Source organism: Exiguobacterium sp. s48, assembly GCF_018617395.1.
Taxonomy (GTDB): domain Bacteria; phylum Bacillota; class Bacilli; order Exiguobacteriales; family Exiguobacteriaceae; genus Exiguobacterium.
The window spans coordinates 1,696,140-1,720,825 of sequence record NZ_JACSKC010000001.1 but is presented as its reverse complement, the minus strand read 5'-3'; the positions used below and the strand labels follow the sequence as shown (position 1 = coordinate 1,720,825).

The window sequence follows — 24,686 nt, the reverse complement described above, 5'->3', positions numbered from 1 at the left end:
GGTCTTATTTTCTTTATTTTCTCATACTTTGACCGAAGCAGGTTACACCCATTCCAAGATTCCGTTCAAATCGTCATAAATCGTGTCTGGCGCTACATCAAATTCTTCGAAAGGTAAGGCATTCCGATTGATCCATGCCGCGTGGAAGCCGAAGTTCTTCGCCCCGGCGATGTCCCAGCCGTTTGACGATAAGAAGAGCACCTCGTCACGACGAAGACCGGATGTTTTGAACCAGTGCATATAGGCGGCAGGAGATGGTTTTGGTTGTTTGATGCCGTCAACGCTGACAACTTCATCGAAATATTCGCTCAGACTGGCGTTGTGAAGCAGTGCCTCGAGCATCTCGTCCGTCCCGTTTGAGAGAATGACGGTCTTTACGTCATGCAACTGTTTGAGGACCGATTCGACTTCCTCATACGGGGTGAGGTGCGCATACGATGCGATCAAGCGTTTCTCGATGTTCTCCGTCGATGTTGCATCATGCACGGCTAATGCGTAACGGAGTGCGTCCCGGGTCACTGACTCGAAATCTTCATAGCGTCCCATGATGTGGCGCCAAAAGAAATACTCGAGTTGTTTCGTTCGCCATACTTGGCTGATGGCATCTCCTTTTTCCGGGAACTCTTGTTCACAGGCATCCTTCACCGAATGAACGTCGAACAATGTGCCATATACGTCAAAGACGATGGCTTTGATGGGTTGTTTCATAAAAACATTCCTCCTTCTGTGTCGTTATACCCGTCTTTTGAGAATATAATAGGAGAAAGGGGGTTCGACATGTATATCCAAAACCGATATTCCGTCAACGACGAAGCTGATATCTATGCTTTTTTACATGCCCATCCATTCGGCACGATTGTGACACATGACGGGGACAAGCCGATTGCGACACATGTCCCGTTACGATTCGATGAGGCGAACAGTCAACTGACGACGCATATTGCGAAAGCGAATCCGCAGTGGCGAACGATTGAAGATCAAACTGTTCTCGTCATGTTTCAAGGACATGATGCTTACGTTTCGGCGTCCTGGTACGGACACGAGGACGTATCGACATGGAACTATCAGGCCGTACACGTGTATGGACGTGCGACGATTCTCAACGAGGACGAATTAGTAGAGGAACTTGCTAGTATGCTTCATGAGCATGAAGGGGAACGTGAGCATGCGGTACGTTGGGAGGCGTTATCGGAACCAGTGAAGCGGCAAATGAACGGAGTCGTCGGGTTTCGGATTGATATCACTGACATTCAGGCGACGTTCAAGTTAAGTCAAAACCGAAATGATATGGACCACGAGCGAATCGTATCAGAGCTTCAAAAACAAAATGAACCGATTGCAGACGTCATGAGACGGCATCGGAAGTCTTGACCCACCTGTCCTAAAACGACAGGTTTTTTCATTTTTCTAGACCGAATAGCGGTTGACATGACTTAGGAGCAGGTCTATACTCATAAATGATAATGATTATCAGTATCGACAAAATACAGAGAAGTTCGAAAAGGAGAAAATCACGTGAACAACACATTCAAGAAATGGTTACATATGTTTATCTTTGTGTCGGCATTTGCACTAATTTTAGCCGGTTGTGGTTCGGAAGAAGCTGAGAACGCTTCCACGAATGAAGGGACGGAAGAATCGGCAGAAGGGTTCCCAATCACAATCGAGCACGCATTCGGAGAGACGGTCATTGAGAAAAAACCGGAACGTGTCGCAACGATTTCATGGGGAAACCATGATGTCGCACTTGCCCTCGATGTCGTACCGGTCGGATTCTCGGCTGCGAACTACGGTGTCCAGGACGATAGCGGTATGCTTCCATGGACGTCAGAGAAATTGAAAGCACTCGGGGAAGAGAACCCGAACATCTATCAAGATACAGACGGATTAGACTTTGAAGCGATCGCGGATTCAAACCCGGACGTGATCTTGGCGGCCTACTCAGGCATCACGCAAGAAGACTATGACACGCTCAGTCAAATCGCACCGGTCGTGGCATACCAGGAAACACCTTGGGTCACGTCATGGCAAGACATGGTTCGCTATGATTCACTCGCGATGGGACTTGGTGAAGAAGGCGAACAATTAATCAAAGACACGGAACAGTTGATCACAGACAAAGCGACAGCCGTTCCTGAGATTGCTGGCAAGAAAGCCGCATTCGTCTCGATGAGCGCGGAAGACCTTTCAAAATTCTATATCTATACAACGGGTGACCCACGTGGTGCCTTCATCGAAGAACTCGGGATGGAGTATCCACAAAACATCTTAGATGAAGCAGAGAAAACAGACAGCTTCTATCTTGAACTCAGCAAAGAGAACGCTGACATCTTGAACGACGTCGACATCTTCGTCACGTACGGAAATGAAGACACGTTGAAGGCGCTTCAAGCAGACCCGCTCTACAGTAAAGTACCAGCCATTGAACGCGGATCGGTCGTTTTGATTGAAGATAACACACCACTCGCAGCGGCAGGAACGCCGACGCCACTCTCGATTGAATATACGATTGATGAGTACGTTTCACGCGTATCGGATGCCCTCGCGAAAGCTGAATGATGCAAACACAAATCAAACAGATGCATGCCCCGAAGTATTTCCCGCTTCTCTTGATCGGGACGCTCGTACTGACGGTGCTATGCATCGTGGCATCCCTTGCCTTCGGCTCACGAACAGTCGGGTGGAATGAACTGCTGGACGGTTTATTCCGTCCGGCTGTTCAGTCGTATGAGGCGGACATTGTCCGGGAGCGGGTTGTTCGGACAATCTTTAGTTTCATGTGTGGCGCGGCACTTGGCGTGGCGGGGGCGCTCATGCAGTCGGTGACGCGTAACCCGATCGCCGATCCGAGTATTCTCGGAGTCAACACGGGAGCGGCGCTCGCTGTCGTCATCGGGATTGCGTTCTTTAACATCTCGACAGCGAGTGCGTTCATCTGGTTCGCGCTCGTCGGGGCGCTATTGACGGCTATTTTCGTTTTCGGTATCGGTTCGCTCGGAAGAGGAGGGGCGACCCCGCTCAAACTCGTCTTAGCGGGAGCTGCGACAAGTGCAGCCTTATCCTCGCTCGTCATGGCGCTCATGATTCCACGTTCGAACGTCATGGATCAATTCCGTTTTTGGCAAGTCGGGAGTGTCGGTGCAGGAAACATCGATTCGATTTATACATTTTTACCGTTTCTTCTAATCGGTCTCGTGATTGCGGTCGTGACCGCGCCTTCCTTGAACGCACTCGCACTCGGGGAGGAGATGGCGAAAAGTCTTGGCGTTCGGACGGGTACGTTGAAGCTGACCGCCTCGTTCGCAGGCGTCATTCTATGCGGGGCGGCGACGGCGCTTGCCGGCCCGATCGGCTTTATCGGGCTACTCGCCCCCCATTTGATTCGACTCGTGCTCGGTCCGGACCAGCGTTATCTCATGCCGATGTCTGCTTTTGCGGGCGCCATCATCTTAACTTTCTCGGACGTCATCGGACGTTTGCTCGGAAGTCCGGGAGAGCTCGAGGTCGGGATTGTGACGGCATTTATCGGGGCACCGATTCTGATTCTATTGACAATGAAAGTGAAAGTAAGAGGACTATGATGCAACCAGCGATTGAACAAATCAGACAAGGTCGCATGAAGCGACGCCGTCGTTATGTCGGGATGACACTTCTTTTGACCATCATAGCGGTAGTATTGAGCGGGTTAATGCTCATGTTGGGCAATACGATTTATCCGATTCAGGATGTCATCCGTGTCTTGCTCGGGGAAGACGTAAAAGGGGCGACGTTCGCCGTTGAAGTGTTGCGTCTACCGCGTATGCTCGCCGGGATATTTGCCGGGGCGGCATTCGGGGCGGCGGGAACCATCTTCCAAACGATGCTTCGAAATCCGCTTGCCAATCCGAATGTCATCGGAATTACGACCGGCTCAAGTGCGGCGGCTGTCTTTTGTATCGTCGTCCTCCAGTCGAGTGAAGCGGTCATCTCGATTGCCTCGATCATCGGAGGACTGGTGACCGTGCTCGTCATCTATTTCCTATCGAAAGGTGCCGCGTTCTCCATTGGTCGTCTCGTATTAGTGGGGATTGGGATTCAAGCGATGCTGACAGCTGTCATCAACTACTTACTGCTCATCAGCCGACAAAATGATGTCGCGATGGCGATGCGGTGGTTGACAGGAAGTTTAAATGGGGTGAAGCTAGAGGAGTTGCCGCCTTTAATCATCACTGTACTCATCTGTTTACCGATCGTCCTGTTACTCACCCGTCAGCTTGAAATGCTAGAGCTTGGTGAAATGGCGGCGACAGGGCTCGGGATCAATACGAACCAAACCCGATTGCTTCTCATCGTTGCGGCGGTACTCATGCTCGCGCTTGCGACAGCGACGACAGGACCAATCGCCTTCATCGCCTTTTTGGCAGGACCAATCGCCAAACGGCTCGTCGGGACGAGCCACGCCGGGATCTTGCCGGCAGCGCTTGTAGGCATCATCTTAGTGCTCGCGGCCGACCTCGTCGGACAATTCGCCTTCACGGCACGCTATCCGGTCGGTGTCATCACCGGCATCATCGGCGCGCCTTATCTCTTATACTTGTTGATTCGGATGAACCAGAAAGGGGACTTCTAAATGGCATCCATTATGAAAGTGGAACATCTCACCTCAGGATACGAGGACAAAATGATTTTGAACGATATCAGTCTTGAAATTCCGAGCAATCAAATCAGCATCATCATCGGTGCGAACGGTTGCGGGAAGTCGACGCTACTGAAGACGATGGCACGCCTCATCAAGCCGAGTGCTGGTCAAGTGACGCTTTACGACAAGCCGATCTCGAAGATGGCACCGAAAAAGCTAGCACGTGTCCTCGGGATGTTGCCACAGTCCCCGGTCGTACCGGAAGGGATCACGGTCGCCGATCTTGTTGGTCGTGGTCGTTATCCGCATCAATCGTTCTTGAAGGGATGGACGAAAGCCGACTATGAGGCCGTCGCTGAGGCGATGGAGATGATGAACATCACCGAGTTTGCGGACCGTCCAATCGATGAGTTGTCAGGTGGGCAACGCCAACGCGTCTGGATTGCGATGGCACTGGCTCAACAGACGGACGTCCTCTTTTTAGATGAACCGACGACGTATCTCGATATCACGTATCAAGTCGAGATTCTCGACTTGTTGACGGACTTAAATCGGAAATACGGGACGACGATTGTCATGGTGCTTCACGACATCAACTTGTCGGCACGTTATGCGGACTATATCTTCGCACTCGATAAAGGGAAGTTGATTGCGGAAGGGAAGCCGTCGGACGTCATCACGTGTGATTTGATTCATCGGGTCTTCAACCTCCGCTGTTCGGTCATGTGTGATCCGGTATCCGGTTCACCGTCCGTGATTCCGATTGGTCGCCATCACGTGCAGACGGAAACGGAAGAGGCGCCTATCGCGCAGCTTGAATTGGTATAACTGCGTATAGACAGTTAAGAAGGGGTGAGCGCTCCTTCTTTTTTGTTTATTCATGAAAGCGTTTGTAAAAAAGTCATTGACTTCTATTTGGGCTGGGTGTATGCTAAAAATCCTGCCCAAAATGAGAGGCATGGGGACTGGCATCAGTTCATTCGATATTCGAGAGGAATGACTTAAGATGAACCAACAACAATTAGTCGAGCGCGCACGCCAATTGAAGGACAATGCGTATTCACCATATTCGAAGTTCCGCGTCGGGGCGGCACTTCTCATGAAGGATGGTACGGTCATCGACGGCGTCAACGTCGAGAACGTCTCGTTCGGAGCAACGAACTGTGCAGAGCGCACAGCCATTTTCACAGCGGTCGCCCAAGGATACAAAAAGGGGGACTTCGAAGCGGTTGCCGTGTCTGGTGACACGGAAGACTTCTTGCCACCATGTAGCATCTGCCGTCAGGTCATGGTCGAGTTTGGTGGTCCTGACTTCAAAGTACTGCTCACAAACGGCAATGCCGATGTGAAAGAAGTGACGCTTGGGGAGCTCGTCCCGCTCGCGTTCACCGATTTGGATATGTAATCGCAGACCCCTCAGATTTCTGAGGGGTTTTCTCATCTGAAAAAGTGAAAGAATAATCGCGGAATGGCCTGAATAATATAAAAAATCAATTCTAAGAAATCGAGGCCAGCGAGTCCATTTGACCAACTGTCCTCTTCGCGGAAAGTGACTACTTTTCCACGCACTGGTCGCTTTCGTCCTTTCCATCGAATCGGGAGAGCGGTCGCGTTGTCCACGTCCGGGTGATTCATGACACGCATATGCAAGCGTGGCTCTACTGTGTTTCCAGAGTGTCCGCAGCGGGCAATCAACTTTTTGGTTTTCACTTGGTCTCCAACTTTGACGGCGATCGAACCGCTCTCTAAGTGAGCGAGAAGCGTGTATTCATCATGTTTATGTTGAATGATGACGTGATTGCCAAGTGGATGATCAGTATTTGGTTCATCTGGTAGCCCATCGACGACCTGATGAACTGTACCATCGAGTGGGGACAGGACTTGTTCTCCAAACGCATACGAGCCATCGATTCCGACTTTTCTACGATTGTAAGGTTGCTGATCTTTTGTTTTTAAAAAGTCATAGCCATCACGTTTCTTTCGAATCGGTTCATGAAAATACATTCCGACGTTCGTTCCTTCTGAGACAACGAACCACTGCTCTTTGAATGGAAGGTGGTATTTGTTTTTCGTGAAAGGATTGGTCTCTTTTGAAGAGGATGTGACCGTCATCTGAATGGATTCAATCTGATTCACGCGATTAAATTGAACGCTCAATAACTTTTCTTTTCGGAAATCCGACCATAATACATATCGATTCCCATTCAAGACCATCTCATTGATTAGACGATAGCGACGGATTCCATGATGAAAAGAAGACGCTTCGTGATGAAACGTGTCCATGGAATAATGAGATTTGCACGAATCGGTCATTTGATGATAAATGTCATCGAATTGACCATCTTTGAATAAGTGGATGAACTGTATATTCTCATAATGCATGGGCATACCGCCTTTTTTTAAATTAGTCCTTTATACGAATTTAGGTATATGAATGTTCCGTTATGAATAAAAAAATCATTCGAGGAAGTTTTTTTGACATTTCGAGAATTATCGAATAACATGAGCGTATGAAAAATGCTGTGGAACTTTTTAAAGTGTTGGGAAATGAGACGAGACTCGAAATGTTGCATTGGTTAAAAGAGCCGATGCGTCACTTCGACAAACCGACAGCGCATCTTACGAAAAATATGAGCGAGAAAGGAGGCGTATGTGTTGGGGATATCCAGGAAAAGACTACGTTATCTCCATCGACGGTCTCACATTATTTAAAAATGATGCAAAGCGTTGGATTGTTAGAGTCTGAGCGACACGGGCAGTGGACGTACTATCGAAGAAATGAAGAAGTGCTCCAAGAACTGTCTCGGTATATCGGAGAAGAGCTTTGACTCTTTTCCACGCTTTTAATTTCGATTTTTCTCGAAATATAGATATAAGCAGCGTATGGAAATGGAGGAAAAGAGTATGAAATCAATTTTTTACGTCCTCGCTTTTTTAGCGGGTGTGGCGCTCAGTCTTGAGGGAGCAATGTATGCGAGTTTAGGAGAAACGATTGGAAAACTCGAAAGTAGTTTATATAACTTTGCCGTCGGTACGATTATTTTAGGTGTGGCGCTATTATTCTTCGGCAAAGGCAAATTGTCTTACACGAAAGAAGCACCGAAGTGGCAGTTGACAGGAGGACTACTTGGATTGATTTATCTCACGATTCTTGTCGTCGGAATCCCGTTGATTGGAGTCGGTATGGCAATGAGTAGTGTCGTCGTCGGTCAATTGATCATGTCGATGGTAATCGAACACAACGGTTGGCTTGGAAGTCCGAAAGTCACAGTACGAAAAGAAAAAATTATGGCGGTCGCACTGATGATCGTATCGTTATTCTTAATCTATTAATCGGGAGGTTGTAAACATGTCTATCTTATTATTGCTCGTCACTGTGATTGGAGGCGCACTCCTCAGTGCTCAATCTTCGGTGAATGGCGCGTTTAGCCGTAAAGCCGGTACATTAGAAAGTGCATTCTTAACATTCATTACGGGAGCTATGATGTTGTTCTTACTCGTATTGTTCTTTGGCAGCGGGAAAATTTTAAGCATTTTAGACGCTCCTGTGTGGCAACTTAGTGCCGTGTGGCTCGGAGTGGGTTATTTATTTTTGACGATTTTAGCAGTACCTAAAATCGGTGTCATTGCAGCGAATCTAGCCGCGATCATCGGTCAACTTTCGATGGGAATGGTCATTGACCATTTTGGCTGGTTCGAAGGTGCTGTGATTCCATTCGACACGAAACGGTTAATTGCGTTGATTTTGATGATTGTCGCATTGCGATTATTGTATGTAGGGAACATAAAACAAGCGAAAGAAAGGTCTACTTCCAAATCGATCGCATCATAAGAAAATCTCCTGAAACACGAGTTTCAGGAGATTTTTGTTATAGACTGATTGATTCACCGTCTTCAGGAACAATTAGTGGATTGGCAAATTCATGCTCGTCTGCATAAGCTCGTAAGTCAGTCCGTGACAAGTTCCAGTGGTTCACTGCCTCCATATGGACGGCGATGATGCTAGCTTCCGGGGCAGCTTCTGCTACATGACGTACGTCCACTTCATTCATGACGAGCGAGCCACCTTCTAAGAATTGATTGTCTCCAGCATTAACGACGATCACCTCTGGACGATGTGATTGAATGGTGTCAGCGACACCTTCATACCAAACTGTATCTCCTGCGACGTATAACGTTTTTTCTGTTTCATGTGTAAAGACGACACCGCACACTTCACCAGTCAACGATAAGATGTCGCCTCGACCATGCTCACCGACCGTTTTGGAGAGATGAACATCTTCGAATTCGATCGATTCAGCCAGCACGCGCACGTCTTTAAATCCATCTTGTTGAATCGTGTTCTGGTCTGCCTCGTTTTGAACGAAAATCGGAAGCTCTTTTGAAAGTGCTTCTTTTGCGACTTCGTCATAGTGATCGAGATGAAGGTGAGTCAAGATGACGGCATCTATTCCGTATAGAAGGTCATCAATCGAAATCGGTAATTCGACGAGTGGATTTTGCTCATCTTGACGAGCCGAGTTTGGGAAAGGTGGATACGTGCCTTTCTTCGCAAGAAATGGATCGATGAGAAACGTTTTCCCAGCATACTCGAGTCGTAGTGTCGCGTTTCGGATCAATTGAATGTTCATAGATGATTCTCCTTTTTCCATGTAGTATATATGTAGTGTAGAGCCTACCCTGTTTGTAAGACATCACTTCGTTCAAGTCTTTTGGTCGATTTACTTGAATGATGAAAGGAGTGAACGTATGGACGCAACAGATCGACGTATCATTGAAGCCTTGCAACAAAACAGTCGTATGACAATGAAGGAACTAGGAGAACACGTTCACTTGACGGGGCAAGCAACAGCCACACGGGTGAAGAAGTTAGAAGACCTTGGAATTATCGAAGGATACACGATTCGAATCAATGAGGATCAAATCGGTTTGCCAATTCATGCGATGATTACGATTTACACGACGAGCACATTTCACGATCCCTACCTTCTTTTTCTTAAAGAGCATCGGCAATACGTACGACATAACTACAAGGTGAGTGGGGATGGATGCTATCTACTCGAGTGTCGTTTCCCAACGAATCACGAACTGAATGCATTTTTAGATGGACTCAGCAAATACGTGAACTATAAACTATCACTTGTCATTCATCAAAATACCCAGTGAATTCAATCGTTCACTGGGTATTTGTTAAGCGTACAAATTCATCAAGCGTTCCGCATGCTCCTTCATCATCTCCCGCAACGTACTTGGCGATTTGACCTCCACTTCAGCCCCTGCCTTCAACAGCTGTCTCGACAAAAACGGAAGCTCTTCTTCGGGTACGTCCCATTCATTCTTCTCTTCAATATCGGGTAATACATCTTCAAGTAAACGACGACCGAGTGACGTCAGCTCGAGTTGAACGGTCATACCGCCTCGTTCATCACTTGTCTGAAGCAAGGTCACCAAATCCTCTGACTCAAACGATTCTTCGAGCAACTTGACCGCTTCCACTCGATCAATCCGATATTGCCGGAATCCGAGATCGGAGAGCCCGAAGACGTACCACTTCAAGTCAAGAAGTGCCATGCCGACCGGTTCAACGATGAATGTACGTGATCCTTTCGTCGTTTGATACGTCATCTCGATCTTGTTCTTGCGCTCGACCGCCTGATAGATGTCCTTTGTGAACGGAGCCTTTGGAATCTGTTTGTTCCCGAGCCACAGGATATTTCGTTCTAAGTGATGAATCTTCGTTTCTAAGTCCTGAGGTAACTCGTTCACGTACCAGTCGGACAGGGTATTTCGTATATCACCGAACGGAACGTCCGGGATGTGTTCCATCCATTTGAGCGTAAGATAAAGGGCGACGGCTTCTTGCTCGCGAAGGTGGAGTGGTGGCAACAAGCGATTCGGTAGCACCTCATATCCACCACCAATCCCGGGCACACTCCAAATCGGATAACCGAGTTCTTCGAGCGATAGCATATCCCGTTGAATCGTCCGAATGGAGGCGCCTGTCTCTTGGGCCAGTTCTTCCGCCGTGAAACGTCGTCCGCGATTGAGTAGCCGAATCAGTTGCAAGTGTCGTTTTTTCAAAGTCATCATTCCCGTCATCTTTTGTCGTGTTTGTTCGTTAAGTTGAATGTATCACGAATCAAGGAGGAAAATATGATGCCGAATGTAGTGTTGTATATTGCGATGAGTTTAGATGGGAAGATTGCCCGGTCGAACGACCAACTCGATTGGTTGTTCGCCGTAGAGGGGGACGGGGACAATGGATACGCTGAATTTTTCAATACCGTTGGTGCTGTCATCATGGGACGGAAGACATATGAGGAAGTCCTTCAATTGTCAGAGGAGTATCCATATCCAAACATGCCGAACTATATTATGACGCGTCAGCCTGACCGTGCAGCCGAGCATGTCACGTTCACGGATGAATCAATCGAAGAACTGATTCATCGGTTGAAAGGAGAAGTCGATCAAGACATCTGGCTCATCGGCGGGGGAGAAGTCATCAAAGCAGCGATGGAGCATGACTTGATTGACCGGTATGAGATTGCGATTGCACCGGTCGTGTTGGGTGAGGGAATCCCACTTTTCCCAGAAGGCACGAAAGAAACGAAGCTTCGACTGACAAGTCAACGCGCATCCGGTCAGTTCATCATGGCGACATATGAGAGTTCAAAAATCGAGTCCAAATAAGGATTCGATTTTTTTATGACGAATAAAAATGAAGAATCGATTTACTTCTAAAGTAAAAATATTCTTTCAAATAAATAATAAAAACCTTAAAATGTTAGTAAATGATGCTAATTGGATATTAAGAAGAGAATAGTACTGACATGACGGATACCGAGGGGATCAACGTATGTTCATTAGTCTAATCGCTAACTCTTGTATTTCTTTTACCGGGATTTACTTCATTTCTAAAATCATGAATTATGATACAAAGCACGAAGGCGTTAAAAATATGCTGATTGGATTGCTATCAGGGTGTCTAGGAATTTTTTTGATCACACAAGGTGTGGTAGTTGAAGAGGTAATCAAAATCGACTTTCGTTTTCTCGTGCTCATTTTACTTGGTTTCTATCGATTAGTGTCTCCTTTGATTATTGCAGCGACGATTATTGCAGCTTATCGATTTAGTTACGGCATTGATTTTCAGTCCATTATGGCATGCATCTGTCTCGTCTTGATTGTGATCGGAATACTCATCTCATACAAAATGGTTTCACTAGAGAAGCAATTATTTCGATTCAGTCTCACTTTGAATCTGTTCACGTGTTCCATTGTCGGACTTTCAATATATACGAGTGGAACATTCAGTGAAAATGCTGCATCTGCTGCTTTACTAGTCGTCATGATTAGTTTTCCAGTTGGGTTGCTGATTACTGTCCTGAATATTGATTTATATCTCATCAACCACCGTGTGAAAGAGTATAAAATATCGGCTGAAACGGATCATTTGACGGGGCTTGCGAATCGTAGAGCATGGGAAATGCAAATGAAGAAAATCAGAGAACGTTACGACATATGCAACGTGTTGATTTTAGATATCGATCACTTCAAACAGATCAATGATCAATATGGTCACGCAAACGGTGATGAGATTTTGAAGCAGTTCTCGGAACTCTTGCATCGCGAAACGAGGGACCATGACATTAAAGCGCGAATCGGTGGAGAGGAGTTCGGTATTTTGATTCCGATGCTGTCGCAATCCGAGGTGATTGGAGTGGCGGAACGAATCCGGAATTGTATTTCAAAACATGCATTCAAATTACTGGATCAGCAAGTCATTCATATATCGGTCTCAATCGGCATCGCCAATGGAAAAAGTACGCAGCTTCATGAAATGGTTCATCTGGCAGATGACTGTTTGTACCATGCGAAGAATCAAGGCAGAAATCGTACCCACATCCATGGAGGTGTGGAATACGTCCAATGAAGCATTCACGTAAAAACGCATCGGATATTTCCGATGCGTTTTTTTGCACAAATGTAACGAGAAACTGAGCGATTAGTTCGTATAAGGTTCCCACACATCGGAAAAGTTGTGAACCGGTTCGACACCCTCTAATGTACGGAATTCATAGTCTCGTTCTTTCGCATAACGAATGATTGTATCGAGTGCTTTCGGCGTCATCGAGTGATCGTGCGCAAGGATGATCGAGGCAACCTGTGCGGCGCGATTCGCCTCGAGGCGGTCGAACACGCGTTGCTCGACGCGGGCATTGTCTTTCTTATACACATGGTCAAGACTGCCGACATTCCAGTCCCAAACTTCAAAACCGGCATCGGTCATCGCCTGCCAGTGTGCAGGTGTCATGCCGGCATCACTCCCGTAAATGGTGCGGGCCATGTTCGTATGAATGCCTGTCACTTTATAGATGAGTGCTTGTACTTCCTGCATCTGACGCACGGCCGTCAACGGTGTTTCATAAAATTCATCCCGGTCGTGTCGCATCCCGTGTAAGGCAATCAAATGACCTTCCACAATCATGCGATGAAGCAGATGCTCATTTCCTTCGATGTTCTTCCCGAGAATGAAGAAGGTTGCCTTCACTTGATGTTTCTTTAAGACATCGAGTAGCTTTCCCGTTTTCCAGTTCGGTCCATCATCGAGCGTCAAATAGATGAGACTCGGATCGTTATACGCTTTCGGCTCCGGGATTGCAGCCTGTGACAAAGTACCAATCAACAAAAAAATAGACATGAGTAAAAGAACGCGTTTCATCATTCAATTCAAAACTCCCTCAAATCAAAACCAAGCGACATGTGATACATACTTTATCATATGTTGGAGGCATCGAGACGATAAATCTGTTCGTCAAGTTCTGTCGTGAGATAGGTGAAGTTCAATTTCTTTAATAGCGCGATGGATGCTGTGTTCGTCTTGAGGACGCCGGCTTTGAACGCTTCTGCTCCGTGGTCAGCCAAGTGACGAATCAGTCCTGACATCACTTCAAATGCATAGCCTTGTCGAGCGCGTGTGGGGGTAACCGTGTAACCAATCCAATAGGTTGTGCCTTCTTGCTGGATATACACGTCCCCAATCAATTCATCGGTCGCTTGGTCGATGATGGCGAGTTGCATACCGTGTTGAAGCGATTGTTCGCCGAGTAGAGCGTTCTCGTATTCAATATAGCTAAGACCTTTAAACGATTGGTGCTGCATCCAGTCCAAGTCGTTTCGATAGGTCATGAACGATTCGATGTCTTGGCGTTCGAATGGGCGGATGAGGCAGCGGGTTGTTTTGAGTTGCATGAGTTTTTCCTCCTGTAACGTTTCATCCTTTCATCTCAGTGTACAGCGAATGATGGAGAGGGGATAGAGGATGGATGGGGAAAAAAGACCCGTCAATCGAGTGACTGACGAGTCTTCAAACTTATACATGCTTCCGCTGAAATGCTGAAATGGCTTCATATTCTTCTGACAAGTGACGTGACAGGCGAATGTAGATTGGCAAGAGCTCTCGATACACGTTCGTCGCTTCCATGTTCGGTGCGTGCTCGTGGGTCACTTGTGGCACTTCTTGGAATTCCTCGATGTCCCCGAAGGCGTACTCCCCGAGCATGACAGCCCCAAGGCATGAACTCTCGTGACTTTCCGGTACGACGACCGGCGTGTCAAAGATGTCTGCCATCATCTGACGCCACAGGCTTGATTGAGCAAAACCACCCGTTGCATGGATGCGGTTCGGTGCGCCTGTCAACTCATCGAGTGCGAGCATGACCGTATAGAGGTTAAAGATGACGCCTTCCAATACGGCACGGATAAAGTGTTCCCTTTTATGGTGAATGCTGAGTCCGAAGAACGAACCGCGAGCGTTCGAATCCCAAAGTGGAGCCCGTTCACCCATCAAATACGGATGGAACAACAGTCCGTCGGCACCAGGTTTGACCGTCTCGGCGATTCGTGTCAACACATCGTACGCATCGATGCCGAGTCGTTTCGCCGTCTCGACCTCACTTGCTGCGAACTCGTCACGTAGCCAGCGGAGGATGATGCCGCCGTTATTGACCGGACCACCGATCACCCAATGCTTATCTGTCAGCGCATAACAGAAGATGCGACCTTTTGGATCTTCGACCGGTTCTGAGACGACTGTCCTAATGGCGCCGCTCGTCCCAATCGTCACGGCGACGACTCCTTGTTCGAAGGCACCAACACCGAGGTTTGAGAGTACACCGTCGCTTGCCCCAATCACGAGTGGGAAGTCAAAGCCGAGCGTCTCGGTCACCTCAGGCGTCACTTGTAAAATCTCGGTCGTCGGCACGAGTTCAGACAAGCGCTCTCGTGTCACACCGGCGACTTCAAGTGCTTCTGTGTCCCAAACCTGTTGTTTCAAATTGAATAGCCCGGTCGCAGAGGCGATGGAATGATCGACGACGAAGCGTCCCGTCAACCGATAGAAGACATATTCTTTGATGGAGACGAACTTAGCTGTCTGTTCAAAGACGTCAGGATGTTCTGATTTCAACCAGCGCAGTTTCGACAGCGGTGCCATCGGATGGACCGGGGTGCCGGTGCGCATATGGAGCGCACTCGCATCAACATCGCGTTTGATTTCTTGCGTATATGGATTCGCGCGACTGTCGGCCCACGTGATACTGTTCGTGAGCGGACGTCCTGATGCATCGAGCGCGATCAAACTGTGCATCGCCGAACTGAACGATGCGAAGCGAATCGGACCGTCCGCTTTGGCGCGGACCGCCGAGACGGCTTCAAGCACGGCCCCGTAGATGACGACCGGGTCTTGCTCGGCCGTCTCCGTATCGGGCGTGAGAAGCGGATACAACACGTTATGTACCGCCAGTTGTTGATGACCGTTGAACAGGACGGCTTTCGTACTCGTCGTCCCGATATCGACCCCAATCGTAAACACACAATCACTTCCTAACTTAGATGATAAATAGGCTAATCAAGAACACAACGGCAAAGCCGGTGAGTCCGATAATCGTTTCCATGATCGTCCATGACTTGAGCGTGTCTTTCACGTCGAGACCGAAGTACCGGTTGACGAGCCAGAAGCCTGAGTCGTTGACGTGTGAGAGAACTGTCGCCCCTGAAGCGATGGCGATGACGATCAAACCGAGCGCTGCACCCGTGATATTTTGAATTTCAAGTAATGGCGTGATGAGTCCAGCTGCCGTGACCATCGATACCGTTGCCGACCCTTGGGCGACACGGACGACCGTCGCGATCAAGAAGGCGAGAACGATTGCCGGAAGTGGTGACCCGGCCATCATTTCACCGAGCACGTCACCGACACCAGAGTCGATGAGCACTTGTTTGAACACACCACCGGCCCCTGTGACGAGGATGATGATTCCGGCTGGTTCGAGTGCTTTCGTTGCGATTTCTTGTACTTCGTCACGTGAGTAGCCACGGCGTGTCCCGAGGAAGACGAACGTGAGGAGCGTCGCAATCGTCAAGGCGACGAACGGATGTCCGAGGAACGTCAAGAAGTCACGGATAGCGTTACCTTCATCCAAGAGAACCGCTGAGAGCGTGTTCGCTAAAATCAAGACGAGCGGAATCAAGATGAGCGACAAAATCATTTTGAAGCTTGGTAATTCTTTTGATGAATCGATTTCTTTAAATTCCATGTAATCCGGAATCGTCACATGAATCTTCTTAGCAATATACTTCCCAAAAACAGGACCGGCTAAAATCATGGCTGGAATCCCGGCGATAACACCGAACAAGATAACCCATCCAAGGTCGGCACCAATCAAGTTCGCAACAGCGATCGGACCAGGCGTCGGTGGGATGAAGCTATGTGTGACCGCGAGACCCGCGAGGAGCGGGATTCCATAATAGAGAAGCGAACGTCCCGTCTTTTTGGCGAGACCGTATACGATTGGAACGAGAATGATGAAACCGACATCGAAGAAGACAGGGACGGCAACGATGAACCCGGTGATGCCGAGCGCCCATTGTGCCTTATCTTCCCCGAACTTACTGACGAGCGTCTGGGCGAGGCGTTCCGCGCCACCTGACACTTCAAGCATTTTCCCGAACATCGCGCCGAGACCGACGACGACGGCGACGAAGCCGAGCGTTCCGCCCATCCCGCTCTGGATGGAGGCGATGACGTCCCCGAGCGGCATGCCAGCTGCCACCCCGACGATTAAACTAACAAGTAACAACGAAACGAATGCGTGAAGCTTTGTGCGAATGACTAAAAATAAGAGCAAGAAGATCCCGGCTAAGGCGATCAAAATAAGTGTTGAGCCAGACATTGAGTATTCCCCCTAAATTCCAAATATGTAACCGTTTACAGTTCCTGGCAAAGGAAAAGGCCATTTCCCCGTGACCTTTTCCGCATTTCTTACTTCTTGACGACTGCGTGACCACCGAACTCGTTGCGGAGCGCGGCGACGACTTTACCTGAGAACGTATCGTCTTCGAGTGAGCGATAGCGCATCATGAGCGACAAGGCGATGACGGGTGCCGCCGCCTGAAGGTCGAGCGCCGTCTCGATTGTCCATTTGCCTTCACCTGATGAATGCATGACCCCGCGAATCTCATCGAGCTTCGCATCTTTCTTGAAGGCATTCTCTGTGAGTTCCATGAGCCAAGAACGGACGACCGAACCGTGGTTCCACACGCGAGCGACTTGTTCATAGTCGTAGTCAAACGGACTCTTCTCCAAGATATCGAATCCTTCGGCGATTGCCTGCATCATCCCATACTCGATGCCGTTATGGATCATCTTCAAGAAGTGACCGCTTCCGGCAGGACCTGTGTAGAGATAACCATTCTCGACAGACAAGTCTTTAAAGATCGGTTCGATCGTCGGCCATGCATCCGCGTCACCCCCGACCATCGTACAGGCGCCGTTTCGTGCACCGTCCGTCCCGCCGCTCGTCCCGCAGTCAAAGAACTTGATGTCCTTCTCAGCAAAGTGTTCGGCGCGTGCGACCGATAGTTTGTAGTTCGAGTTTCCTCCGTCGATGACGATGTCGCCCGGTTCGAGTCGCTCATACAATTCGGCGAGCACGGATTCTGTGACGTCTCCGGCCGGGACCATCGCCCAGATGACACGTGGCGTCGACAATTGATTGACGACATCCTCAAGTGTCGGCACGATTGTGAACGCGTCCGATGTGACGTCCCCGACGTCCGTCCCGACGACCGTGTGTCCGTGGTCGCTCAAGTTGAGTGCCAAGTTGTACCCCATCTTTCCTAAACCAATCAAACCAATTTCCATATTGTCACCCCTGAAAAAGAATTTTTTTCCGTCTCTGCATTCATCATATCAAAATAAATTCGATTTACAAGTGTGATTACGGAATTTTTTTCTTTTTGAATAAAAAAATCAACCTCCACAATGGGAGGTCGAACGGATTAATTCGATGACGCTTTCTTATATTGTTGGAAGAAGACTTCGATTTCTTCAGCCGGCAACGGACGATTGTAAAAATATCCTTGCGCCTGATTACATGATTCGGCTTTTAGGAAGGCGACTTGATGTGCTGTTTCGACACCTTCTGCGATGACGTTCAAGTCGAGTTCGTGCGCCATCCGAATGATTGTTTTGACGAGAGCCGCGTCCTTCTCGTCGCTCTCGATATTTTTTGTGAAGTGCTGGTCGATCTTGAGCGTATCAATCGGGAACAGCTTCAAATAGCTGAGAGATGAATACCCGGTTCCGAAATCATCGATGGAGAGATGGACGCCAAGGGCGACGAGTTCATGCATCGTCTCGATGGCACGGTCCGCGCTTTGAATGACGCTCTCGGTCAACTCAAGCTCTAAATATTGCGCCTCGAGACCGGATGCGGCGAGGGCACGACTGACGACTTCCGGTAAATCTTTTTGAGCGAACTGGATGGCCGAGATATTGACGGCGACCCGGAACGGCGGAATCCCTGCATCTTGCCACGCCTTATTTTGACGACACGCCTCATTTAAAACGAACTCGCCGAGACGATGGATGCTCCCTGTTTCCTCAGCAATCGGAATAAACTCACCAGGGGAAATCATCCCGAACTCTGGATGATTCCAGCGGACGAGCGCTTCCATGCCAATGACCATTTCAGTCTCTAGTTGGATTTGCGGTTGATAGTGTACGGTGAACTCACCACGCCCAATGCCTTTCCGTAGTGCCATCGATAAGTTGGAGCGGCGGGAGACGGACTCATTCAATTCATTCGTGAAGAACTGATACCCATTCTTGCCGTCCGCTTTCGCCCGATACATGGCGATGTCAGCGTTCTTAATCAATTCCTCGGCTGTATCGCCGTCGGACGGATGGAGACTGATGCCGATCGAGGCACCTGTGAACACCTCTTCATGTTCAAGCTCGAACGGAGGATTCAGGACGTTGATCAGTTCTTGCGCACGATGGGCCGCGAGGTTACTTTTCGTATGCGGTGACAAGATGATGAACTCATCTCCACCGAGACGGGCGAGCGTGTCCGATTTTTGAATCGTCGACTGGATGCGGGTCGTCACTTGTTTTAAAAATTGGTCTCCGATGGAGTGACCGAAGCGGTCGTTGATGACTTTGAAGTTGTCTAAATCGATATAGTACAAGGCAAACTGTTCAGATTGACCTTGTCCAAGCAGGGCATCGAGCCGATCGCTGAACAGGCGGCGGTTCGGAAGTCCCGTGAGCGGGTCCAAATAGACAAGGTCGTTGATTTGTGCCTCGATCCGTTTCCGTTCACTGATGTCACGGATGATGCTACTAAAGAAGAGGCCTTTCTCTGTCTTCCACGTGCCGAGTGACATTTCAATCGGGACTTCGACACCGTCTTTTCGTAAGCCGATGAGTTCGACCGTTTGACCGATGACGCGTTTTTCACCTGTCGCTTCATAACGCTTCATCCCGCGCTCATGCGCGTCACGGAACCGTTCCGGGATGATAGCGACAATCGATTGCCCAATCATCTCGTCGTAAGTGTAGCCGAATAAGTCGGTAGCCCCTTGATTCCATTGGAGAATGACCCGGGTATGGTCGGCAACGATAATCGCATCAGATGCTGACTCGATGATGGATTCGAACTTCATCTCGAGTTCTTCAGATTGTGCCTCAAGTTGAGAGGCCGTTCGGAGTGAGATATACATGATCACAAATAAGGTCATCACGCTCGCCGCAATGACGTAGGCGAGAAGCGTACTATCAACCGAGTATCCATTGACCGGTTGCATTCCTCCGCTCATCGGTGTGAAACGAGCCGCGCCCATCCCAACGTAATGCATGCCGGAAACGGCGACCCCGATCAAGACTGAACTGGTAAGACGACGCCAATGGAATCGGGAGACGTTTGGGATATAAAAGAGAATGTATAGTCCGACGAGTGAAGCCACGAAGGCGACGATGGCAGAAGCGATCCACATGACCGGGTCGTAGGTAAGAATCGCGTTCATCTGCATCGCTTCCATCCCGATATAGTGCATCGAAACGACCCCGACACTGATTAAGAAAGCGCCAAAGACGAGCTGCGTCGGTCGCGTTTCAGGATGACTGATGATCCAAAAAGCGAGACCGGAGGCGACGACGGCCGGCACGATGGATAAGAGCACGATACCGAGGTGATACGTCACGTCAGCGTGAAGATGAAATGCCAACATGCCGATGAAGTGCATCGCCCAAATGCCGAGTCCGAGACTGAAAGCTCCCGCTGCGACCCAGCTGAATCGAGAGGCGTGCTTCGCATATTTCAAACGACTGCTAATATCGAGAGCGACACCGGCAGCAAAGATGGCGACGGCGATAGAGAGAATGACGAGTGGTAGGTTGTACGAGCTACTCAGGTGATGTTCGATGAGAAACAGTCCTTTCGATTTCAAATGGTACAAAGAGTGAATGAAAAAGTGCTTTATTAGAGTAGCACATTCACGAATGGCGCTTCTTGCTTACTTTTGTAAGGTGGGTCAATCATTTGCATGAATCACACATTGCGGAATTTTTTTCGAAACGGTATCGTTAAGTGAAGAAGAGAAAGGGTGATTCTTGATGGAAACGATGAACGGGACGGCCCGCATTCGTGGCGCCTATTCGACACTGAGCAAGAAAGAACAGCGCATTGCCGACTATATTTTGAAACAACCAGAACAAATCATTCATCATACGATCAATCAAGTGGCAGACGACCTCGATGTCGCCGAATCGACCGTGTTCCGCTTTTGCCAGCGTGTCGGGTTTAAAGGCTATCAGGCGCTTAAAATCGCGCTCGCCTCGGATGTCGTCGCTCCGCTCCAAGACATCCATGAAGACATCGCTGAGACAGATACCGTACTCGAAATTGCAGAGAAAATTTTTTCGACGAACGGGAAGACAATCGAGTCGACGCGTCAGATTCTAGAGGCTCCCTCTCTTGAAAAGACGGTCGAGCTATTCCTCAATGCACGTCGCATCGAATTTTTCGGGAGCGGCGGGTCGGCCGTCGTCGCCCTAGACGCGTATCATAAGTTTGTCCGAAGTGGGCTTCAAGTGAGCGCGATTCTCGAGTCGCATATGCAGCTCATGTCGGCCTCACAATTGACGACAACAGACGTCGCCGTCGTTATCTCGCATTCCGGTGCCTCGAAGGAGACACTCGATATCGCCAAGCTCTTAAAGGAGAAGGGTGTGCCGATGATTGCCATCACGAACTATGCGAAGTCCCCTCTCTCGAAACTGGCGGATGTGTCGCTCTATACCGTGTCACAAGAGACGGCGTTTCGTTCGGAGGCGCTCGCTTCCCGGATTGCCGAACTGAGTCTCATCGATGCATTGTTCACAGCCGTCATGATGCGCCGGGGCGAAGCGGCCCGTGCGTCTCTCCAACAGATGCGTGAAGCCATTTCGATGCGCCGAATCTGAAGAAAATAGGGTTAATTTCTACAAAAAGGTGGAAATTATAAACCTTGAGAGCAAAGTGAGGCTTAGAGAGAGAAGGTGGACCGATGAACCACATTGATTTTTTATCTTCCGATCACTACAACGAGTTCAAACGGTTGGCACAACGGCTCACGGATCCCGGCAGTACCGGTCGAGAATACTTCGCCGCACTGTATGTGATTGCGGGAAATGAACATATACGTGAATGCCTACTTCCTTACATGGATCTTGAATCGGGTAAGATTCGCACCTCAACGATTATCGATGACAATACGTTTGATAAACGAGAGTTTGTACTTGCTAAACTTGTCATCCATTTATATAACTCAAAAGAATGGGTTCTTCCCACTGAACTGATTGCATTACCGGAAGAGGATTATAAGTTGGCGATGCAAGCAATCACGCTTTGCCGAAATGAACAATTTGATGGGATCACCATCCCGAATCATTGACGACACCTTGTTTGACGACAAGGTGTTTTCGTCTCGGGAAAAGGAGGAGAAGGAATGTCTTTTAATACAGCGATGTTGACGATTTTACTCATACTATTGCTACTGATTATGACAACCCCACCGCTACTCCTGCTTTATTTGTGGCGTCGTGACCGAAACCAACGTGAACATTCTGTCCTCCGTAACTTCCCGATTCTCGGGAAACTCCGGTATATGTTCGAGAAGATGGGACCCGAGTTACGGCAGTATCTATTCTTAAACGATAATGAAGCGAAACCATTCTCACGGAACGACTATGAAGCAGCGGTCATTGCAGGGAAATACAAATCGCGCATCATCGGATTCGGCTCGGAACGTGATTTTGAGTCGGGCGGGTTTTATCTTCAAAACGCACTATATCCAACGAATCGGAACGAGTTACGGATCGATAATGAGACGAAAGTGGCGACATGGGTGTATGAGCTCGATGAAGATAATCTCTTCACCCGAAAAGAACATCTCGTCGAACGTGACATCTCACCCTATCTTTTAAAAGAAGAAGATACGGTCATCATCGGAGAAGGGACCTGTCGGGAACCGTTCCATGTCCGCGGGCTCGTCGGTCAGTCAGCGATGAGCTTCGGGTCGCTCGGGGACAAGGCGATCACGGCTCTCTCAATCGGACTCGGTCGTGCAGGTGGCACGTGGATGAATACAGGGGAGGGCGGGCTCTCCGACTATCATTTAAAAGGGAACGTGGATATCATCTGTCAAATTGGACCGGCCTTATTCGGTGTCCGAAATGAGGATGGCTCCTTCTCGATAGAGGCGTTTAAACAAAAAAGTGAGCTTTCTCAAGTGAAGGCGTTCGAGCTGAAACTCGCGCAGGGAGCGAAGACACGCGGAGGACATATCGATGGATCCAAAGTGACCGAGGAGATTGCAAGAATCCGTCATGTGAAAGTTGGCGAGACGATTGACAGTCCGAACCGATTCTCTGAGTTTCATACCCATGGGGAACTGTTGACCTTTATCGAGAAATTGCGTGACGTCGGTGGGAAGCCCGTCGGCATCAAACTCGTGGTCGGAAATTTGAAAGACATCGAATCGTTCGTCCAAGAGATGGCCATATCGGGCCGGGTGCCAGATTTCATTACCATTGACGGGAGTGAAGGGGGAACCGGGGCGACGTATCAGGAGCTGGCGGACACGGTCGGCTTGCCACTGAAAGCGGCACTCCCGTATGTTCATCGATTACTAATCGAGCATGGGCTTCGAGACCGCATCAAACTGTTTGCCTCGGGAAAACTCATCACGGCAGACAAAGTAGCGATCGCCCTCGCGCTCGGAGCGGACTTCGTCAATATCGCTCGAGGGCTCATGTTCAATGTCGGTTGTATCCAGGCGCAGGTGTGTCATACGAACCGCTGTCCGGTCGGGGTGGCGACGACCGACCCGAAACTGCAACGGGCCCTCGTCGTCGACGAGAAGAGCTTTCGGGTGACGAACTATATCATCTCGCTTCGGGAAGGATTGTACAATATGACGGCTGCGGCAGGCGTTCGCTCGCCGACGGAATTGTCTCAAGAACATGTGATTTATCAAGAGCCGGATGGTCAAGTAAGATTGATCCGTGATTTATATCACTAGAATGGAGAGAATCAATCAAAACATCCCACGCATTTGCCGATAAAGAAGGCAAACACGTGGGATGTTTTTTAGATTTTACATTGTAGAGACTACCAGATATTTGTACAATCATGTCAATGAAAGTTAGAATTTATTATAATCTAGTGAAGCATTTGAATGGAAATGGATAAACCCATTTTTTTCAGCATATGCGGCACTCTTAGGGCGTTGTTTCGAAGACACGGTCAACGCTTTGATGCCGTATCGTGCATCGAGGTCACGCAATTCTTGAATACGATCTTTTGACCATTGGTCTTTTGCTACAGTTGTATAGTTAAAGCTCTCCCACATCACACCATCCACGTATGGATACGTATACGTCTTCAATGTCGCGAATCCCCAGTTCTGAATAAGAGAAAGGGAAGGGTGAGTAGACTTGATTGATTTCATGAACTGACTCATCCCGGCGCGTTGCGCTTTTAGAATGGTTGGTTGTTCCGAATGCTCGTTATCGATATTGCCGACGGTATCGAGGAATGCGCCATCCAATCCTTTGGCGACGATTTGTTTCTCCACTTCACGCGTTAACAGTTCACGATAGTGTGTTGATGTCATATCGACCAAGTAAGAATCCCATTCCGCATAATGGACACGTTGTCCGTTGCGGTGGAAAAAGTCCGACTCATTCATCTGTTGGATGAAATCGACATTCCAATTGTCCGCTTCCATCGTGTTGATGTAGCCGTACACTTTTGTTCCGTACTTTTGTAATTCTTTGATTTGCGCTGCTGTATAATAAACAGGCTCGATGATAACAAGGTCATACTGTTGCATCTTTTTGATCTTTTTCTTACTTGGAGCGTCGTAATAAATTTTGTACGACTCGACGTTTGCGAGTGGATTGCTCGCTTCGGCGACTGCTTGGTGCGGCGTTAGAAACGCCAATCCAACGAGGAATGCACAACAGATGCTGACAATTCGTTTGGCTGAGAAAATACCCATAAAAAAACCCTCCTGATAGTTATCAGAGAGCGGCTGCGGCTATTGCAGACTGGCGATCGGTATCTATAAAGATCGACGACCCATGTCTTTGCGCCCTTACTTTTCAGTAAGTTTGCCCGTCTCGATATGAAATTTTTGTCGACAATCCATTGAATGTCCTACTACTAAAATACCACGTAAA

General features: G+C 48.7%; 26 protein-coding genes and 1 riboswitch. Of the genes, 15 read left to right on the top strand and 11 right to left on the bottom strand.

Annotated elements, in window-relative coordinates; translation table 11 throughout:
• Positions 1-42 precede the first annotated feature (42 nt).
• Positions 43-708, bottom strand: a complete 666-nt coding sequence (locus KNO66_RS08645; protein ID WP_214742038.1) for a haloacid dehalogenase type II — start codon at positions 706-708, stop codon at positions 43-45.
• A 69-nt stretch (positions 709-777) separates the two neighbouring features.
• Here KNO66_RS08645 and KNO66_RS08640 point away from each other — a divergent pair, with 69 nt between their 5' ends.
• The 6 genes from KNO66_RS08640 to KNO66_RS08615 all read left to right on the top strand — a co-directional run bounded on the left by KNO66_RS08640 (position 778) and on the right by KNO66_RS08615 (position 6,023).
• Positions 778-1,371, top strand: a complete 594-nt coding sequence (locus KNO66_RS08640) for an FMN-binding negative transcriptional regulator (protein WP_214742037.1) — start codon at positions 778-780, stop codon at positions 1,369-1,371.
• A gap of 144 nt (positions 1,372-1,515) precedes the next feature.
• Entirely contained in the window at positions 1,516-2,559 is a 1,044-nt protein-coding gene (locus tag KNO66_RS08635) for an iron-siderophore ABC transporter substrate-binding protein (RefSeq protein WP_353048553.1), read from the top strand.
• A complete protein-coding gene (locus tag KNO66_RS08630; RefSeq protein WP_214742036.1) occupies positions 2,556-3,581 on the top strand; it encodes a FecCD family ABC transporter permease in 1,026 nt (341 codons plus the stop codon). The genes KNO66_RS08635 and KNO66_RS08630 overlap by 4 nt, the downstream gene beginning before the upstream one ends.
• Entirely contained in the window at positions 3,581-4,609 is a 1,029-nt protein-coding gene (locus KNO66_RS08625) for a FecCD family ABC transporter permease (RefSeq protein ID WP_483299185.1), read from the top strand. Before KNO66_RS08630 ends, KNO66_RS08625 begins: the two co-directional genes overlap by 1 nt.
• The gene (locus tag KNO66_RS08620) at positions 4,610-5,446 is read left to right on the top strand and encodes an ABC transporter ATP-binding protein (RefSeq protein WP_214742034.1); all 837 of its coding nucleotides are present in this window, start codon (positions 4,610-4,612) and stop codon (positions 5,444-5,446) included. It begins immediately after the preceding gene.
• A gap of 178 nt (positions 5,447-5,624) precedes the next feature.
• The gene (locus tag KNO66_RS08615) at positions 5,625-6,023 is read left to right on the top strand and encodes a cytidine deaminase (protein WP_214742033.1); all 399 of its coding nucleotides are present in this window, start codon (positions 5,625-5,627) and stop codon (positions 6,021-6,023) included.
• Between the two features lie 32 nt (positions 6,024-6,055).
• On the opposite strand, the gene KNO66_RS08610 is transcribed toward KNO66_RS08615, so the two are convergent.
• Positions 6,056-7,000: a M23 family metallopeptidase gene (locus KNO66_RS08610; protein ID WP_214742032.1), complete on the bottom strand. Its 945-nt coding sequence runs from the start codon at positions 6,998-7,000 to the stop codon at positions 6,056-6,058.
• A gap of 128 nt (positions 7,001-7,128) precedes the next feature.
• Here KNO66_RS08610 and KNO66_RS08605 point away from each other — a divergent pair, with 128 nt between their 5' ends.
• The 3 genes from KNO66_RS08605 to KNO66_RS08595 all read left to right on the top strand — a co-directional run bounded on the left by KNO66_RS08605 (position 7,129) and on the right by KNO66_RS08595 (position 8,450).
• Complete coding sequence (locus KNO66_RS08605) at positions 7,129-7,446, top strand: ArsR/SmtB family transcription factor (RefSeq protein WP_214742031.1); 318 nt, start codon at positions 7,129-7,131, stop codon at positions 7,444-7,446.
• 76 nt (positions 7,447-7,522) lie between these two features.
• On the top strand, positions 7,523-7,951 hold the full coding sequence (locus KNO66_RS08600) for a DMT family transporter (RefSeq protein ID WP_214742030.1): 429 nt from the start codon (positions 7,523-7,525) through the stop codon (positions 7,949-7,951).
• Between the two features lie 16 nt (positions 7,952-7,967).
• Complete coding sequence (locus KNO66_RS08595) at positions 7,968-8,450, top strand: DMT family transporter (protein WP_214742029.1); 483 nt, start codon at positions 7,968-7,970, stop codon at positions 8,448-8,450.
• A gap of 37 nt (positions 8,451-8,487) precedes the next feature.
• Here the strand turns inward: KNO66_RS08595 and KNO66_RS08590 are convergent, their stop codons facing one another.
• A complete protein-coding gene (locus KNO66_RS08590; RefSeq protein ID WP_214742028.1) occupies positions 8,488-9,249 on the bottom strand; it encodes an MBL fold metallo-hydrolase in 762 nt (253 codons plus the stop codon).
• 118 nt (positions 9,250-9,367) lie between these two features.
• Between KNO66_RS08590 and KNO66_RS08585 the strand changes: the two genes are divergently transcribed.
• Positions 9,368-9,784, top strand: a complete 417-nt coding sequence (locus KNO66_RS08585; RefSeq protein ID WP_214742027.1) for an Lrp/AsnC family transcriptional regulator — start codon at positions 9,368-9,370, stop codon at positions 9,782-9,784.
• Between the two features lie 24 nt (positions 9,785-9,808).
• Here KNO66_RS08585 and KNO66_RS08580 read toward each other — a convergent pair whose 3' ends face one another.
• Complete coding sequence (locus tag KNO66_RS08580; protein ID WP_214742026.1) at positions 9,809-10,708, bottom strand: helix-turn-helix transcriptional regulator; 900 nt, start codon at positions 10,706-10,708, stop codon at positions 9,809-9,811.
• A 66-nt stretch (positions 10,709-10,774) separates the two neighbouring features.
• Between KNO66_RS08580 and KNO66_RS08575 the strand changes: the two genes are divergently transcribed.
• Both KNO66_RS08575 and KNO66_RS08570 read left to right on the top strand, forming a co-directional pair.
• Positions 10,775-11,308, top strand: a complete 534-nt coding sequence (locus tag KNO66_RS08575; RefSeq protein ID WP_214742025.1) for a dihydrofolate reductase family protein — start codon at positions 10,775-10,777, stop codon at positions 11,306-11,308.
• 232 nt (positions 11,309-11,540) lie between these two features.
• Complete coding sequence (locus KNO66_RS08570) at positions 11,541-12,551, top strand: GGDEF domain-containing protein (protein ID WP_214742024.1); 1,011 nt, start codon at positions 11,541-11,543, stop codon at positions 12,549-12,551.
• Positions 12,552-12,623: 72 nt separating this feature from the next.
• Here the strand turns inward: KNO66_RS08570 and KNO66_RS08565 are convergent, their stop codons facing one another.
• The 6 genes from KNO66_RS08565 to KNO66_RS08540 form a co-directional block, all read right to left on the bottom strand.
• Entirely contained in the window at positions 12,624-13,319 is a 696-nt protein-coding gene (locus tag KNO66_RS08565; protein WP_251128074.1) for a polysaccharide deacetylase family protein, read from the bottom strand.
• A gap of 77 nt (positions 13,320-13,396) precedes the next feature.
• The gene (locus KNO66_RS08560) at positions 13,397-13,870 is read right to left on the bottom strand and encodes a GNAT family N-acetyltransferase (RefSeq protein WP_214742022.1); all 474 of its coding nucleotides are present in this window, start codon (positions 13,868-13,870) and stop codon (positions 13,397-13,399) included.
• Positions 13,871-13,991: 121 nt separating this feature from the next.
• Positions 13,992-15,491: a gluconokinase gene (gntK, locus tag KNO66_RS08555; RefSeq protein WP_214742021.1), complete on the bottom strand. Its 1,500-nt coding sequence runs from the start codon at positions 15,489-15,491 to the stop codon at positions 13,992-13,994.
• A 16-nt stretch (positions 15,492-15,507) separates the two neighbouring features.
• Entirely contained in the window at positions 15,508-16,851 is a 1,344-nt protein-coding gene (locus tag KNO66_RS08550) for a GntT/GntP/DsdX family permease (protein WP_214742020.1), read from the bottom strand.
• 89 nt (positions 16,852-16,940) lie between these two features.
• Positions 16,941-17,822, bottom strand: a complete 882-nt coding sequence (gene gnd / locus KNO66_RS08545) for a phosphogluconate dehydrogenase (NAD(+)-dependent, decarboxylating) (RefSeq protein WP_214742019.1) — start codon at positions 17,820-17,822, stop codon at positions 16,941-16,943.
• A 137-nt stretch (positions 17,823-17,959) separates the two neighbouring features.
• Complete coding sequence (locus KNO66_RS08540) at positions 17,960-20,410, bottom strand: bifunctional diguanylate cyclase/phosphodiesterase (protein WP_353048551.1); 2,451 nt, start codon at positions 20,408-20,410, stop codon at positions 17,960-17,962.
• A gap of 166 nt (positions 20,411-20,576) precedes the next feature.
• Between KNO66_RS08540 and KNO66_RS08535 the strand changes: the two genes are divergently transcribed.
• The 3 genes from KNO66_RS08535 (at position 20,577) to KNO66_RS08525 (ending at position 23,524) form a co-directional block, all read left to right on the top strand.
• Positions 20,577-21,425 (top strand): MurR/RpiR family transcriptional regulator, encoded by an 849-nt coding sequence (locus tag KNO66_RS08535; RefSeq protein ID WP_214742017.1) that lies wholly within the window; start codon positions 20,577-20,579, stop codon positions 21,423-21,425.
• A gap of 83 nt (positions 21,426-21,508) precedes the next feature.
• Positions 21,509-21,895 (top strand): hypothetical protein, encoded by a 387-nt coding sequence (locus KNO66_RS08530; protein WP_214742016.1) that lies wholly within the window; start codon positions 21,509-21,511, stop codon positions 21,893-21,895.
• 54 nt (positions 21,896-21,949) lie between these two features.
• Positions 21,950-23,524 (top strand): FMN-binding glutamate synthase family protein, encoded by a 1,575-nt coding sequence (locus tag KNO66_RS08525; RefSeq protein ID WP_214742015.1) that lies wholly within the window; start codon positions 21,950-21,952, stop codon positions 23,522-23,524.
• A 123-nt stretch (positions 23,525-23,647) separates the two neighbouring features.
• Here KNO66_RS08525 and KNO66_RS08520 read toward each other — a convergent pair whose 3' ends face one another.
• Positions 23,648-24,505 carry a glycoside hydrolase family 191 protein gene (locus tag KNO66_RS08520; RefSeq protein ID WP_214742014.1) on the bottom strand — a complete coding sequence of 286 codons (858 nt, stop codon included), beginning with the start codon at positions 24,503-24,505 and terminating at the stop codon, positions 23,648-23,650.
• A gap of 40 nt (positions 24,506-24,545) precedes the next feature.
• A riboswitch (cyclic di-GMP riboswitch) is annotated at positions 24,546-24,632 on the bottom strand.
• Between the last annotated feature and the right edge of the window lie 54 nt (positions 24,633-24,686).